We start from the raw sequence: 14,453 nt of genomic DNA on the forward strand, positions 1-14,453 counted from the left end.
ACGATGGTCACTCCTGACCGTCGGTCAGCGCTCACGCCAGCAGCCAGCGCCTTCCGTACAGTACTCATCTCGCTCCGCCGAGATGAGCCCAGCGCACCCGCAAACACCAATAGCACGCGCGCCACATCATCGCACGCAGAGCATGTCACATCATCCCGCGCGCATGGCTCAATGATCAAAAACCACCCACGCCCCCTCTTTCCCCCAGTCGTCGCTTGACCAGCCTCCGCTTTGGAGGACTACGTTGTTACCGCCGTGGACCTTAAGCTCATCAACCGCGAAATCCTCCTGTCCTTCTGGAAGGTGCACGTCCTGCACCATGCCGCCGAAGGCCAGGTGATCGGTCAGTGGATGCTGAAGGAGCTCCGCCACCACGGCTACGAGGTCAGCCCCGGCACGCTCTACCCCTTGCTGAAACGCATGGAGAAAAACGGCTGGCTCACCTCCAAGGCGGACGCCTCCCGCGGCCCCAAGGCCCCCCGCGCCTACACCATCACCAGGGAAGGCCGCGCCGTCCTCAAGATCGTCCGCAAGCAGCTCAAAGAGCTCGGCGTCGAAGTCGGCAAAGCTTGAGCCGCCCTCCAAAATTTGCCCGCACACGCAAGTAATCTTTCCTCGAAAAGAACTTGTCCGCCCCCCGTTTACGGTCCCCGTAATCGCCTGCCGTCATCCAGCCTTCGTCATTCCTCATTCTGGTTTCGTCATTCCCCCTCATGTCCCTCCCCCGCCTAGCCCTCCGCCACCCCTGGACCATCATCGTCATCGTCGTGGCGGTTCTCCTCGGCGCCTGGCAGGCCCGGGAAAAAATGGCGCGCGATGTCTTCCCCACCCTCGGCATTCCCACCATCTACGTCGCCCAGCCCTACGGCGGCATGGATCCCCTGCAGATGGAGGGCTACCTCACCTACTACTACGAGTACCACTTCCTCTACATCGCCGGCATCGAGCACGTGGAGTCAAAGAACATCCAGGGCGCTTCCATCATGAAGCTCCAGTTTCATCCCGGCACAGACATGTCCGCCGCGCTCTCGGAAACCATCGCCTATGTAAACCGCGCCCGCTCCTTCATGCCCCCCGGCACACCTGGTGCCTTCGTCACCCGTTTCGATGCCGGCAGCGTCCCCGTGGGAAATCTCGTCTTCTCCACAGAGAACCCCGCGCGCACCGTCGGCCAGATGCAGGACGCCGCGCTGAACATGGTGCGCCCCCTCTTCGCCACGCTCCCCGGCGTCTCCGCTCCTCCCCCCTTCGGCGGCAGCGCCCGCACCATCCTCATCAACGTCAAACCCGACCGCCTCCGCGCCTACGGCCTCTCTCCCGATGACATCGTCTCCGCCATGGCCGCGGCAAACACCATCAGCCCCAGCGGCAATCTCTCCCTCCCCAACAGCTTCCCCATCGTCCCCACCAACGCCGTCGTCAAAAACATCCAGGACCTCGCCGCCGTCCCCGTGAAGGTCACCGACCAAGGCGCCGTCTATGTGCGCGACCTCGGCGAAGTCAGCGATGGCAGCGACATGATGTACAGCATCGCCATCGTCAACGGCAAGCGCACCGTTTACATGCCCGTCACCAAACGCAGCGACGCCTCCACACTCAGCGTCGTCGAGCTGGTGAAGCAAAACCTCCCCAAATTCAAAGCCGCCTGTCCTGACGACATCAACGTCACCTTCGAGTTCGATCAAAGCCCCTGGATCATCCGCGCCATCCGCGACCTCGTCAAAGAAGGCATCCTCGGCGCCGCCCTCACCGGCCTCATGGTCCTCCTCTTCCTGCGCGATCTCCGCAGCGCCTTCATCGTCGTGCTCAATATCCCCATCGCCATCGCCGCCGCCGTGCTCGCGCTCTGGATCGGCGGCCACACCATCAATCTCATGACCCTCGGCGGCCTCGCCCTCGCCGTCGGCATCCTCGTCGATGAAGCCACCGTCGAAATCGAAAACATCCACCGCCACATGAAGCAAAGTGATGCGGGCACTCTTGCCCGCAATTCTCAGGGGAGCGCGGTCTCCCTCGCCCGCCTGGTCCTGGACGCCTCCGAAGAAACCATCGGCCCGCGCTCCCTCTCCATGCTCTGCGTCCTCGCCGTCTTCGTCCCCAGCTTCTTCATGACCGGCGCCGCCAAAGCCCTCTTCCTCCCCCTCTCCCTCGCGGTCGGCTTCAGCATGATCGCCTCCTACCTCCTCTCCAGCACCCTCGTCCCCATCCTCAACATCTGGTGGCACCGCAGCGCACCCCGTAGCGCAACCGTCCCGGTTGCGTCCAGTAGTGCAACCGTCCCGGTTGCACGAATCTCTTCCAACCATCCTCTCGCCCTCCTCTTCAAGCCCTCCATCACCCTCCGCCACCTCCTCGTCCCCGCCTACCTCATCGGCGTCATCTTCGCCATCACCATCCTCCTCCCATTCCTCGGCACAGAAATCTTCCCGCAGATCGATGCCGGCCAGCTCCAGCTCCGCCTCCGCGCACCCACCGCCACACGCCTCGAAACCACCGAGCAGATCACCCTCCGCACCCTCGCCCTCATCGATGAAGAAAGCGGCTCCGGCAAAGTCGCCACCAGCATGGGCCTCATCGGCGTCCATGCGCCGAACTACCCCGTCAATCTCATCCACCAGTGGAACAGCGGCCCCGAGGAGGCCATCCTTCAAATCCAGCTCAAAGACGGCAGCGGCGTCGCCATCGCACCACTTCGCGAAAAACTTCGCGCCCGTCTCACCGCCGAGTTCCCCCAGGTGCAGTTCTCCTTCGAGCCCGCCGACATCGTCTCCCGCGTCATGGCCCTCGGCTCTCCCACACCCGTCGAAGTCGCCGTCAGCGGCAAAGACTTCGCCGCCAGCCGCGCCCACGCCGAACTCCTCAAAGCCAAACTCGCCGAACTCAAAGACCTCCGCGATGTCCAGTTCAGCCAGACCCTCGACTACCCCAGCGTCGATGTGCAGATCGACCGCGAGCGCGCCGGCCTCCTCGGCGTGAAAATGAGCGATGCCACCCGCAGCCTCGTCGCCGCCACCACCAGCAGCCGCTTCACCGTCCCCATCTTCTGGGCCGATACCAAGACCGGCGTCAGTTACTCGCTCCAGGTCCAGGTCCCGCAGCCCCTCATGAAAAGCCTCGAAGACCTGCGCAACGTCCCCGTCACCGCGCAAAACAAACCACCCGTCCCCCTGCGCAACATCGCCAAGATCACCGAAGGCAGCGTCATCGGCCAGTACGACCGCTACAACATGGCCCGCTCCATCTCCATCACCGCCAATCTCCACGACCAGCCCCTCGGCCGCATCGCCAAAGAGGTGGAAAAAATCATCGCAGCCAATCCCGCGCCCGCAGGCGTCAGCGTCGTGCTGCGCGGCCAGGTGCCTCCCCTCAAAGAACTCCAGAGCGGTCTGCAAACCGGCCTCCTCATCGCCATCGTCACCATCTTCCTCCTGCTTGTGGCCAATTTCCAAAGCCTCCGCCTCTCCTTCATCGTCCTCACCACCATCCCCGCCGCGCTGCTCGGCGTCGTGCTCGCCCTCATGCTCACCGGCACCACGCTCAATCTACAGAGCTTCATGGGCGCCATCATGTCCGTCGGCGTCGCCGTCGCCAATGCCATCCTCCTCGTCACCTTCGCCCATCGCGCCCAGCTCGCCGGCATGAGCAAGCGCGACGCCGCACTCGAAAGCGCCACCACCCGCCTTCGTCCCATCCTCATGACCACTCTCGCCATGATCGCCGGCATGATCCCCATGGCCCTCGCCAGATCTCAGACCAGCCCCCTCGCCATCGCCACCATCGGCGGCCTCGCCCTCGCCACCACCGCCACCCTCCTCGTCCTCCCCGCCATCTACGCCCTCCTCGCCACCAAGACCGCCAAACCCGCTTCCTTAGAACCCCTCGAAATCTAAAACCACAGCCCAGTCGCCACAGCCCACCACCTCCGGCCAATTTAAAATTTTCAGTTCCCAGTTCTCAGTTTTCAGTCCTTCCGTTCCCTCCATCTCGCAGCCCCTTCTCGTCACATCCAAGGCACCACACTCGCGCCCGCATCACCGGCACTCCATTTCTCCATCACTCCGGTTTTCCAAACAACCGTAAACCACCGTCAACAACTGTAAACCACAGTAAACTCCCCCTCCGCCGCATGCGCAGTCTTCTCTTCCTCCTCTTCGCCACCGCCGCATCCGCACTCGATCTCCCCGCCGCCAAACCCACCACCGGCACCATCCACCGCTGGGTCTCTCTCCCCGCCACCCTCGCCCCCTGGCAGCAGGTCGTTCTGCACGCGAAAGTCACCGGCTACATCGCCACCATCTCCGTGGATAAAGGCGACTCCGTCAAAGCCGGTCAGGTCATCGCGCGCATTGAAGTCCCCGAACTCCAGGCCGACCTCGCCAAAGGCAAAGCCGAAGTCGCCGCCGCCAGCATCGAAGTGAAGCGCCTCCACGAAGCCCGCGCCAAGTCCCCCGACCTCGTCCTCCCGCAAACCGTCGATGACGCCGAAGCCAAGCTCGCCATCGCCAAAGCCGGCATGGATCGCACCGCCACCCTCCTCGCCTTCGCCGAAATCAAAGCCCCCTTCGACGGCATCGTCACCGCGCGTCACGCGGACACCGGCGCCCTCGTCACCGCCCACACCAGCAAGATCATCGACATCGTCGATGCCAGCACCCTCCGCCTCCAGATCCCCGTCACCGAAATGGAGTCCTCCCTCGTCGCCGTCGGCAAACCCGTGAAGGCGCAGATCGACGCCAGCGGCCCCGCCCCTGTCGAGGCCGCCATCTCCCGCATCGCCTACGCCCTCGATCCCGCCACCCGCACCATGCTCGCCGAAGCCGATCTCAAAAACCCCGACCTCAAACTCCGCCCCGGCATGTACGCCATGGCGAAAATCGCCGTCGAAAAACACGACAAGGCCACCCTCATCCCCGTCGCCGGACTCGTCATGGAAAAGACCAACGCCTTCGTCTTCAAACACCTCGACGGCAAAGCCGTCAAGACCCCCGTCAAACCCGCCTTCAACGACGGCACCCACGTCGAAATCCCCGACCTCAAACCCGACGACCTCATCCTCCTCCCCGGCACCACCCTCCTCACCGACAAACAGCCCGTCACCGTGAAATGACGCAACTCCAACCCAACCACGCAGCCGCCATGCCCTACCGAATCCCCGCATCGCAAGTTGGGAAGCCCACAGGGTTTTTCAGAAGAAATCTCTGCGGCGTTCCAGCCTCTGCGGTGCCAGTCTCCGGCCATTCCTTTGCCAAAAAATTCCTTTGCCAAAAAACAGCGCCCCCTTTTGGCGCCGGCTTCGTCGAATGTCCTCAGTTCCTCTCCATTCCACCGTCCAGCCGCCTTGCGTTCAGTTGCTCCGTCATTCGTCATTCCTCATTCTGGTTTCGTCATTCGGCGCTCCTCCTTCTCCTCTTCGCTTCCCTCACCTTCCGTCCCGCCGCCGCAGCAGCAGCAGCGCCGTCATTCGTCGATCTCCGCACCGTCATGCGCCTCGCCGGCGCCAATAACGACGAAATCCAGCTCGCCCGTGCCAGGCACGATGAAGCCCTCGCCGAATCCAAGCAGGCCTGGCAGCGCTTCTGGCCCGCTCTCAGCCTCGCCGCCGGCTATCGCGGCCACGAAGGCCGCCTGCAGGACATCGCCGGCAACGTCTTCAACGCAAACAAGCAGTCCTACAACGTCGGCACCGGCGTCATGATCGACTGGTCCCCCGGAGACATCTACTACGCCGCCCTCGCCGCAAAGCAGCGCGCCCTCGCCGCCGAGCACCTCGCCGAAAAAGCCCGCATCGACATCATCACCCAGTCCGTCGAGCGCTACTACGACCTCCTCGCCGCCGAAGCCACCCTCACCATCATCGAGGACGATCTCCACCTCACCGAAGACTACGGCAAGCAGCTCGAAGGCGCCGTCACCGCTGGCACCGCCTTCCGCGCCGATCTCCTCCGCGTGAAGTCCCAGATCAGCCGCGCAAAACTGTCCATCCGCCAGGGCGAAGAACAGCGCGACCTCGCCGTCGCCCGCCTCGCGGAGATCCTCCGCCTCACGCCAGATGCCGCCCTGCGCCCCGCAAAGTCAGATCTCGTGCCCGTCAAAATGATCTCCGGCAAGGGCGTCGCCACCATGATCTCCCTCGCGCACCAGCACCGTCCCGAAGTTCACGCCGCAAAGGCCATTCACAGCTCCATGAATGCCGAGAAAGACCGCGCCCACGTCGCGCCCCTCATCCCCAGCGTCCAGGCAGGCTACACCACCGGCGGCTTCGGCGGCGGCCCCGGCGTCGGCAATCAATGGGGCAACTTCGGCAGCCAGCAGGATTACTACCTCGGCATCGGCTGGAAGATCGGCCCCGGCGGCCTCTTCGACCGCCAGCGCCAGAAACTCGCCGACGCCCGCGAAGAAAGCGCCTCCCTCCAGACCGACCAGGTCAAAGCCGCCATCGGCCGCGAAGTCGTCGAAGCCGCCACCCGCGCCCAGTCCGCCAACGATCAGATCAAGATCAACGACGAAGCCGTCGCCGCCGCCGAAGAAATGACCAAGCTCGCCAAAGAGCGCCAGGCCAGCCAGGTCGGCGTCGTCCTCGAGTACCTCCTCGCCCGCGAAGAACTCACCCGCGCCCGCCAGAGCCGCGTCATTTCCGTCACCGACTTCAACAAAGCCCAGCACGCCCTCAAACGCGCCGTCGGAAAATAACATCAGGCACACCTGAATACAGGTCTGCATGCCCCCCGCGCGCAGCAGCGCTGGTAGGGCCGCGCTGTGTCGCGGCCGAGGTCTCGGGTCTGCCGCGTCGCAGGCGCTCAAAAAGGTTCGCCGTCCTTGAAGCAAGGAGAGCCAGTTGCTTGGCTTGTTGCCTATCAACCACATTTCACCACGAGCACCCGGAAACACAGGGCTTACGTATGAAGGTGCGAGAGGATTTGGAGGCGAAAAGCGGGGTCAAGGGCTGAGCGGCGGCGTTTTCTGCGCAGGCTGAGCTTTGAAGGCTCGGTGCGCAGGGCTTTAAGGGTCATCTCACGCAGGATGGAGAGGTTGTGCGCACCGTTAACGTCGCGTACCTGGCAGTGGTCTTCACCGAAGGTCACATCCAGCACCCAGTGGCAGCGGTTCTCCACGCTCCAGTGGCCGCGCACCAGCGCTGCGAGCTTTAGCACGTCGGCTTTGAAGCTGCACAGGAAGTAATGCACCTCCTCAAGCAGCGGGCTTTCATGGTTGCGCTGGATGCTGCGACGCACTTCGGCCACGCTTTGCAGCCCGGCCCATTTCCAGCTCTTGTGGAACCAGTCGAGCTGGTCGGTCATGGCGTAGCTGCGCCTCTCGCAGCGTCCGTGCGAGAGTTCGAGTGTTTCGCTCCGGCACTGGCGGATGCCTGTGGCGCTGGTCTGCATCTGTTCTTTGAAGTGCGCTTCCACGGCTTGGAGGGCGCCTTTTTGATTGGCTTTGAGCGCCAGCACATAGTCAGCTCCCGCCGCATGTATCTGCTCAGCGATGGCTCCCTGCGTGCCCATGGCGTCGATGGTCACGGTGGCACCAGAGAGACTCAGCGAGTCAAGCAGGCGTGGGATGGCCTCGATCTCGTTGCTCTTCTCGGCGCAGACGACCTGCCCCGCGCTCAGCGAACATTCATCCACCCAGGCACGCACAAGATGCACCAGATGCCTGCCCTGCTCGGCGCTGTAGGTGCCGCGCAGGGTTTTGCCGTCAATGGCAACATGCTTGCCGGTGAGTTCGCCGCACCATCCGGTGAGGATGTCGAGCAGCGCCTGCGGGCGCAGGGCCAGCAGCACATTGCGGAACACATCGTGCGAGGGCGCCCCATGCTTGAGCACCAGAAAACCACGCAGCCAGACCAGCTGGGTTTGGGCGAAGTCCTCCATGCCGGTGAAGCTTTCGCAGTCACAGATCATGGCGCAGAGCGCCACCATGATCACCTCGTCAAGTCGGTGGAGAACCTTGCCCTGCTGGCGCATGTCTGGAATCTGGGCGAACCGGGCCTGCAGCAGTTTCAAGGTGTGCTGCAGTGTATCTTTGCAAGAGGGCGAATCGATGGGGTGCATCCATACCCTCATCACCCATTATGGTAATTTGTACAGCAAAAGCATCCCAAGACCTCAAAGTCTATTCCCCATACTCAATCGCTCCATTCATGCGTAAGCCCTGCCGGAAACAGATCTGCATGCTCCGCGCGTGCAGCAGCGCTGGTAGGGCCGCGCTGTGTCGCGGCCGAAGTCTCGGGTCTGCAGCGTCGCGGGCGCTGAAAAAGGTTCGCCGTCCTTGAAACAAGGAGAGCCAGTTGCGTGGCTTGATGCCCTCAGTCCCATTTCACCACAGCCCCCCGAGCCCCTCTTCAACGATGGACCGTATCAAACCTCCGTGCTCCTCGGCTTGGACTCTGTGGTTAAAAATAAACCCCTCACTCCACCCATCCCCCCCGCTCCTGCCCCCGGCCATTCCTTTGCCCTCCATTCCTTTGCCAAAAACAAACACACCTTTTCTCCCACCGCCCCAAATCATAGACCAGTTCTCAAAAAGATTGTCATTTTGACCGGCGAGCGCAGCGGCCCCAGTGGCAAGGCGGGAGCGCCGTCTGCTATTTGAAAATAACAGGCAAGCGACCAACGCAGCCAATGGGGCCGCTCCGCCGTCCGGGCAATGTGACAAGGTTTTTGAGAGCTGTTCTAAACCCCGGTTTCCACGTCTTCCGCCCATTCCGTAAGTCATAAAAAAATCTGCCCCCTCTGCCTCTTTGCTCCTCTGCGGCAAACCCGAACGTCCCACTCGCCCCGCCATCACTCCAGGATGGCCCCCGCGTTCCAGTTGCACCCCGCCTCCACTTCTCCAAACTCCCCCCATGATTCCCACCCCCGATCACATCCTGCAAACCGGCCTCGCCTTCTGGAGTTCCAAAGCCCTCCTCAGCGCCGTGGAGATGGAGCTCTTCACCGCGCTGGCCCAGGCCCCCGCCGACCTCCCCACCCTGCAGTCCCGCCTGCGCCTGCACCCACGCGGCGCACGCGATTTTCTCGACTCCCTCGTGGCCCTCAATTTCCTCCAGCGCGCTGAAGACGGCCTCTACCACAACACACCAGAAACGGCTCTGTTCCTGGACAAGTCCAAGCCCTCCTACATCGGCGGCATTCTCGAAATGGCCAACCACCGCCTCTTCCCCTTCTGGGGCGGCCTCACCGAGGCTTTGCGCACCGGCGAACCTCAGAACGAATCCAAGGGCGGGCAGAACCCCTTCACCGCGCTCTACGCAGACCCCGCGAAACTGCGCGAGTTCCTCCGCGCCATGTCAGGCGTCAGCCGCGGTGCCAACATGGCCATCGCGCAAAAGTTCCCCTGGGCCCAGTATCAAACCTGTGCCGACATCGGCACCGCGCAGGGAGACCTCGTCACGCAGATCACGCTCGCGCAGCCCCACCTCCAGGGCATCGGCTTTGACCTCCCCGAAGTCGGCCCCATTTTCCAGGAGTACATCGTCGCCAACGGCCTCGATGCCCGCGTCCGCTTCCACGGCGGCAGCTTCTTCACCGACGACCTCCCCCACGCAGACGTCCTCCTCTTCGGCCACATCCTCCACGACTGGGATCTCGAAACCAAGCGCATGCTCCTGCGCAAAGCCTACGCCGCCGTCCCCGCCGGCGGCGCCGTCGTCGTCTATGACTCCATCATCGACGACGAACGCCGCCACAACGCCTTCGGCCTCCTCATGAGCCTCAACATGCTCATCGAAACCCCCGGCGGCTTCGACTACACCGGCGCCGACTGCATCGGCTGGCTCCAGGAAGCCGGCTTCACCAGCTGCCGCGTCGAGCACCTCATCGGCCCCGACTCCATGGTCATCGGCTTCAAGCAGCCCCAGGGCATCCCCGTCAACACCCAGCCCCCCTCACAGCCCAGCCTCTGAGCCCGCTCTCCGCCCTCTCCTCCCGCCGCGGCGCTTACGCGGCGGCGTGGAGCGGCGCCCTATGGCAACGGTCGAAGGCGAAAGATGTCGGCCACGAATGGCACTCGGCTAAGGTGTCCATCGTCAGATTGACACCTCCTGTTGCGTCACGAGGTGACCGCAGAATCATCCCTTCCCAGCACCACATTCGACCGCCCGTCATACCATGCTCCGTTGAGATGGACCAAACGTCAGCCGAATCACGCTTTCTGGTTTGGATCGTGTGCATCAGCCTGTTCCCCCCTCCCTTGGCATGACATCGCTCACGGCACCACATCGCTCACGGCACCACATCGCTCACGGCACCACATCGCTCACGCTATTACATGGCGTGTCACTGATCCCGTAGGGATCACAGCCGGTAGCCAGGGATCAGCTCGCGTAGCGAGCGCCATCCCTGGATAGCTCGCACCCTCTCCGGAAAGCAAAGCCAGCGCTTCCTTAACCACACCGAGCCCTCCAGCAGCGTCTCACCGTCCCGCCGCCGCAGTCACCGCGCATCGCCGCCCACAGACGCCGTTCACCACGACGGACAAAAAATCGGTTGGAACGCAAAGGTTAGCGCTAGGACAGACCGGCCTCGCATATTTCTGCACCTCGCAGAGCGCAAACAGAACGCTCATCAGAGACATCTCAAAATCTCCGCATCAGCGTCATGTCAGCGTCTCATCAGCGGTTAAAACGGTGCTTCAAACCTCTGTCCCTCTCCGCGTTCTCCAAATCTCCGCGGTGCAATCTCCGGCCATTCCCTTGCTCCTTCATTCCTTTGTCAAACCAGCGCCACCCTTCCCCCCCGCTCGCATCCCACCTGATCCCGCTTCCGCGTATTCCGTTTCTTCCGTAGGCACTCAAATCCGGCCCTCTCCGCGTTCTCCAAATCTCCGCGGTGCAATCTCCGACCATTCCCTTGCTCCTTCATTCCTTTGTCAAACCAGCGCCACCCATTCCCCCCGCGCTCGCATCCCATCTGATCCCTCTTCCGCGTATTCCGTGTCTTCCGTAGGCACTCAAATCCGGCCCCCTCTCCGCAGTGCAAATCCCGGCCATGCCTTCGCTTCCCAAATCCGCAGTTACCTCACAGCGTTCGCAAAGAACAAAACAACGGCAAACCATCGCAAACAACAGCAAACCACCGCCAACTCCCTCTTCGCCCCCTCAATACACCGGCCCCTTCACCGCCCAGCGCTTCAGCACAAACCCCGGCCCCTTCGCCCGCCACTTCGCCACATGCGGCGTCGTGTAGTGCTGGTCAAACGCCGCCTGGTCCACATAGCTCTCGCTCAGCGCAAACAGGTTCGCCTGCTCGTTGTCCCGGCTCACCTCAAACCGGATGCACCCCGGCTCCTGCCGCGAAGCCTCCGCGTTTTCCAGAATCACAGAAAGAAATTCATCGATCTTCTGCGGATCGATCTCGAGGATGACAATAACGTTGACCATGACAGCAAGATGGAGGCGATTTTTGGCTAACATGCAACCTGCGTTCTACGTATCATGGCCTTATCATTCCCCCAGCCATGAAACTCCGACTCGTCCTCCCAGCGCTGTTCGCCCTCAGTCTTCACGCGCAAGATGCCAAACCAGCGGCACCCGCGCCAGCAGCGACGCCACCCGCCCCAGCGGCACCCAAGACGGAGACGAAGCCCGCTCCCGCCCCCACGCCCGCCACTCCAGCCAAAGTGGAAACGAAACCCGCGCCCGCCACTCCTCCCGCCAAGGCAGACGCCAAGCCCGCCGCCGCTCCCGCAAAACCCGCACCAGCACCAGCACCGGCCACGCCACCTGCAAAACCGGCCACGCCCCCGGCCAAGCCCGCCCCCCCTCCCGCCAAACCCACCCCAGCCGCAGCCACAGCAGCCAAGCCCGCGCCCACACCGCCAAAGCCCGCTCCAGTCCCCATCTTTACTGACAAAGCGCTCGAAGCCGCTGTGCGCAAACAAGTCTTCGCCAAGCGCGACACCCAGGAAGTCATCACCGCCGAAGATGTGGCCAGCGTCTCCATCATCGAAGCCAAGAAAGCAGGCATCAAGGACCTCACCGGCCTGGAAAAATGCACCTCCCTCGCCTCCCTCACCCTCCCGGAAAATCAGATCACCAATCTCTCCCCCATCAAGGGCCTGGAGCGCCTGCAGTTCCTCGATGTCTCCAACAACCAGATCAGCGACATCTCCCCTCTGGCCGCCTGCAAGGCCCTGCAATACATCGAGCTCACCGGCAACAAGGTCACGGACGTCTCCGCCCTCGGCGGCATTCCCGCGCTCACCTCCCTCTATCTGGCCAATAACCAGATCAAGGACGCCTCCGCATTGTTCAAGCTGCCCAAAGTCTGGACCCTCTACCTCGAAGGCAATCAAGTCTCCAACATCTCCGGCATCGGCGCCATGAAATGGCTCTCCATGCTCTCTCTCAAGGGCAACGGCGTGAAAGACATCTCCCCCCTCGAACCCCTCACCGAGCTCCAGTTCCTCTTCCTCGAAAACAACCAGATCACCGATCTCTCCCCCCTCTACCGCATGTGGAAGAAGGACAACGACGGCCCCCGCGAATGGGCCCCCTACTGCCAGATCTTCATCGAAGGCAATCCCATCGACGACCCCTCCAAAAAATCCGTCGATGAAATGAAAAAAGCCGGCGCCCGCATCCTCCCCTAAAAAGTACTCATCTCGCTCCGCGAGATGAGCCCAGCGCCCCCGCCAGTCCCAACCCTTCCGTCGTCCACAGCCCCACCTCAGGCTGCGAAGCTCCACACCCCTCGCAAAGCAAGAGCCGTCCCCTCCTTCCCCATCACCCCCCCCCCGCGCAGCGGCGAAGCCGCCCCCCATAGTACTCATCTCGCTCCGCCGAGATGAGCCCAGCGCCCCCCCCCCCCCGCCCCTTCCGTCGTCCGCAGCCCTCTCTAAGGCGGCGAAGCCCCTCACCCCCGCGCCCACGCAAAGTGCTTGCCGCCCACACCACGCGCGGCTTAGCATGCCCGCCATGAACGCGCCCCTCCGCCTCCTCGCCCTCGCTGCGCTCCTCCTCTCCAGCGCACAGGCCGCCGAGACACCCCGGCAATGGACCTCCAGCGACGGCAAATCCAAGTTCATGGGCAGCCTGCTCGAATTCTCCGACAAAGAAGTCAAAATCCGCCGCAGCACCGACTTCAACCAGTTCCGCCTCCCCCTCGACAAACTCTCCCAGGAAGACCAGGACTACATCCGCGGCCTCCTGCGCGAAAAGCGCCGCGATGCCGGCCTGAAGGAAGGCGCTTATGCCGAAAAGATCACCGGCCAGTTCGTCAAAGGCGTCTCCAAGCAGGGCCTCAACTACCAGCTCTGGGGCAGCCCCTCGCTCGATGGTACAAAGCGCTACCCCCTCGTCATCTGGCTCCACGGCTCCGGCCAGAGCGGCACCGACAACCAGTCCCAGCTCGGCGGCGCCCCCAAGATCTGGACCAGTGAAGAAAACTTCGCCAAGGCCCCCTGCTTCCTCCTCGCCCCCCAGTGCCCCTCCGCCGACATCGGCTGGAAAAACCAGGTCGCCGCCAACCTCCTCGCCCTCATCGCCGACCTCACCGAAAACCTCCCCATCGACTCCGACCGCCTCTACCTCACCGGCTCCTCCATGGGCGGCTTCGGCACCTTCAGCATCGCCGCCAAATACCCCGGCGTCTTCGCCGCCTGCATCCCCCTCTGCGGCGGCGGCGACGTCAAAAACGCCGAAATCCTCAAAACCACCCCCTTCTGGGTCTTCCACGGCGACAAGGACGACATGGTCCCCGTCGAACGCTCCCGCGCCATCGTCGCCGCCGTCAAACAGTCGGGCGGCGAGCTCATGAAATACACCGAGCTCGAAGGCGCCGGCCACGGCATCACCGGACTCGTATATCCACGGGCCGATCTGCACGAATGGCTCTTCCAGCAAAAAAAATCCTCTGTTCCCGCAAACTGAGCTTGACCCGCCCCTCATTGCGGAATCCGACACATTCAAATGCTCCATCATCACCACTCCGCCACCTGCCAGCATCACGATGCGGACTCAGCTCGCGAGCTGGCGGCCACAATGATGGAACGCGCCCGCGAAGCCGGCCTCCGCCGCACCAAAGCTCTGGAAAACGTCCTCTCCATCCTCGTCCACTCTCATCAGCCCCTCTCATTAGCAGACATCGCAGAGTCCCGCGATCTCACCAGCGGCGCAGACAAAGCCACCGTCTATCGCGTGCTAGTGAAGCTCGAGGAGCTCGGCCTCATCCGCCGTCTGGGCCTCCACGACCGCAGCGCCTACTACACCTTGCTCCAGCCCGGCGTGCATGACGACTACCTCATCTGCACCCAGTGCGGACGCATCCAGCGCCTCGACATCGCCTGCCCCGTCGAAGCTCTTGAAAAGCAGATCGAAAAAGAATCCGGCTTCAAGAAGCTCTACCACGAGCTGGAGTTCTACGGCCTGTGCCCGCAGTGCGCGGCCAAAGGCTGAGTCTTGCGTACCCCAAATCTTTGACGCTTCAGGTCAGGTCAAAAAAAAATCCCGC

10 protein-coding genes are annotated in these 14,453 nt (G+C 62.9%); 8 read left to right on the forward strand and 2 right to left on the reverse strand.

The features are described 5' to 3' along the window. Nucleotides 1-255: 255 nt before the first annotated feature. The 4 genes from ACILSQ_RS07330 (at nucleotide 256) to ACILSQ_RS07345 (ending at nucleotide 6,690) form a co-directional block, all read left to right on the forward strand. Nucleotides 256-573 (forward strand): PadR family transcriptional regulator, encoded by a 318-nt coding sequence (locus tag ACILSQ_RS07330; protein WP_395742940.1) that lies wholly within the window; start codon nucleotides 256-258, stop codon nucleotides 571-573. A gap of 140 nt (nucleotides 574-713) precedes the next feature. Then, nucleotides 714-3,890: an efflux RND transporter permease subunit gene (locus ACILSQ_RS07335; RefSeq protein ID WP_395742941.1), complete on the forward strand. Its 3,177-nt coding sequence runs from the start codon at nucleotides 714-716 to the stop codon at nucleotides 3,888-3,890. Between the two features lie 236 nt (nucleotides 3,891-4,126). Next, complete coding sequence (locus ACILSQ_RS07340) at nucleotides 4,127-5,107, forward strand: efflux RND transporter periplasmic adaptor subunit (RefSeq protein ID WP_395742942.1); 981 nt, start codon at nucleotides 4,127-4,129, stop codon at nucleotides 5,105-5,107. Nucleotides 5,108-5,481: 374 nt separating this feature from the next. Continuing rightward, nucleotides 5,482-6,690, forward strand: coding sequence for a TolC family protein (locus ACILSQ_RS07345; RefSeq protein WP_395742943.1), 1,209 nt, complete (start codon nucleotides 5,482-5,484; stop codon nucleotides 6,688-6,690). 203 nt (nucleotides 6,691-6,893) lie between these two features. On the opposite strand, the gene ACILSQ_RS07350 is transcribed toward ACILSQ_RS07345, so the two are convergent. Further along, entirely contained in the window at nucleotides 6,894-8,054 is a 1,161-nt protein-coding gene (locus tag ACILSQ_RS07350) for an ISAs1 family transposase (protein ID WP_395742944.1), read from the reverse strand. 794 nt (nucleotides 8,055-8,848) lie between these two features. Between ACILSQ_RS07350 and ACILSQ_RS07355 the strand changes: the two genes are divergently transcribed. Next, nucleotides 8,849-9,907: a methyltransferase gene (locus tag ACILSQ_RS07355; protein ID WP_395742945.1), complete on the forward strand. Its 1,059-nt coding sequence runs from the start codon at nucleotides 8,849-8,851 to the stop codon at nucleotides 9,905-9,907. 1,194 nt (nucleotides 9,908-11,101) lie between these two features. On the opposite strand, the gene ACILSQ_RS07360 is transcribed toward ACILSQ_RS07355, so the two are convergent. Next, the gene (locus ACILSQ_RS07360; protein WP_395742946.1) at nucleotides 11,102-11,383 is read right to left on the reverse strand and encodes a putative quinol monooxygenase; all 282 of its coding nucleotides are present in this window, start codon (nucleotides 11,381-11,383) and stop codon (nucleotides 11,102-11,104) included. Nucleotides 11,384-11,460: 77 nt separating this feature from the next. Here ACILSQ_RS07360 and ACILSQ_RS07365 point away from each other — a divergent pair, with 77 nt between their 5' ends. The 3 genes from ACILSQ_RS07365 (at nucleotide 11,461) to ACILSQ_RS07375 (ending at nucleotide 14,398) form a co-directional block, all read left to right on the forward strand. Next, the gene (locus tag ACILSQ_RS07365; protein WP_395742947.1) at nucleotides 11,461-12,594 is read left to right on the forward strand and encodes a leucine-rich repeat domain-containing protein; all 1,134 of its coding nucleotides are present in this window, start codon (nucleotides 11,461-11,463) and stop codon (nucleotides 12,592-12,594) included. A gap of 325 nt (nucleotides 12,595-12,919) precedes the next feature. Continuing rightward, nucleotides 12,920-13,873, forward strand: coding sequence for a prolyl oligopeptidase family serine peptidase (locus ACILSQ_RS07370; protein ID WP_395742948.1), 954 nt, complete (start codon nucleotides 12,920-12,922; stop codon nucleotides 13,871-13,873). A gap of 39 nt (nucleotides 13,874-13,912) precedes the next feature. Further along, the gene (locus ACILSQ_RS07375; RefSeq protein ID WP_395742949.1) at nucleotides 13,913-14,398 is read left to right on the forward strand and encodes a Fur family transcriptional regulator; all 486 of its coding nucleotides are present in this window, start codon (nucleotides 13,913-13,915) and stop codon (nucleotides 14,396-14,398) included. Nucleotides 14,399-14,453: the final 55 nt, after the last annotated feature.

Origin of the sequence: Prosthecobacter sp. (assembly GCF_044227185.1) — a bacterium.
Classification (GTDB): Bacteria; Verrucomicrobiota; Verrucomicrobiia; order Verrucomicrobiales; family Verrucomicrobiaceae; genus Prosthecobacter.

What these genes read in the sequence shown, in the direction of transcription:
- ACILSQ_RS07365 (WP_395742947.1), top strand. Translation starts at nt 11,461, where the DNA reads ATGAAACTCCGACTCGTCCTCCCAGCGCTGTTCGCCCTCAGTCTTCAC.
- ACILSQ_RS07360 (WP_395742946.1), bottom strand. Translation starts at nt 11,383, where the DNA reads ATGGTCAACGTTATTGTCATCCTCGAGATCGATCCGCAGAAGATCGAT.
- ACILSQ_RS07335 (WP_395742941.1), top strand. Translation starts at nt 714, where the DNA reads ATGTCCCTCCCCCGCCTAGCCCTCCGCCACCCCTGGACCATCATCGTC.
- ACILSQ_RS07350 (WP_395742944.1), bottom strand. Translation starts at nt 8,054, where the DNA reads ATGCACCCCATCGATTCGCCCTCTTGCAAAGATACACTGCAGCACACC.
- ACILSQ_RS07355 (WP_395742945.1), top strand. Translation starts at nt 8,849, where the DNA reads ATGATTCCCACCCCCGATCACATCCTGCAAACCGGCCTCGCCTTCTGG.
- ACILSQ_RS07375 (WP_395742949.1), top strand. Translation starts at nt 13,913, where the DNA reads ATGCTCCATCATCACCACTCCGCCACCTGCCAGCATCACGATGCGGAC.
- ACILSQ_RS07345 (WP_395742943.1), top strand. Translation starts at nt 5,482, where the DNA reads ATGCGCCTCGCCGGCGCCAATAACGACGAAATCCAGCTCGCCCGTGCC.
- ACILSQ_RS07340 (WP_395742942.1), top strand. Translation starts at nt 4,127, where the DNA reads ATGCGCAGTCTTCTCTTCCTCCTCTTCGCCACCGCCGCATCCGCACTC.
- ACILSQ_RS07370 (WP_395742948.1), top strand. Translation starts at nt 12,920, where the DNA reads ATGAACGCGCCCCTCCGCCTCCTCGCCCTCGCTGCGCTCCTCCTCTCC.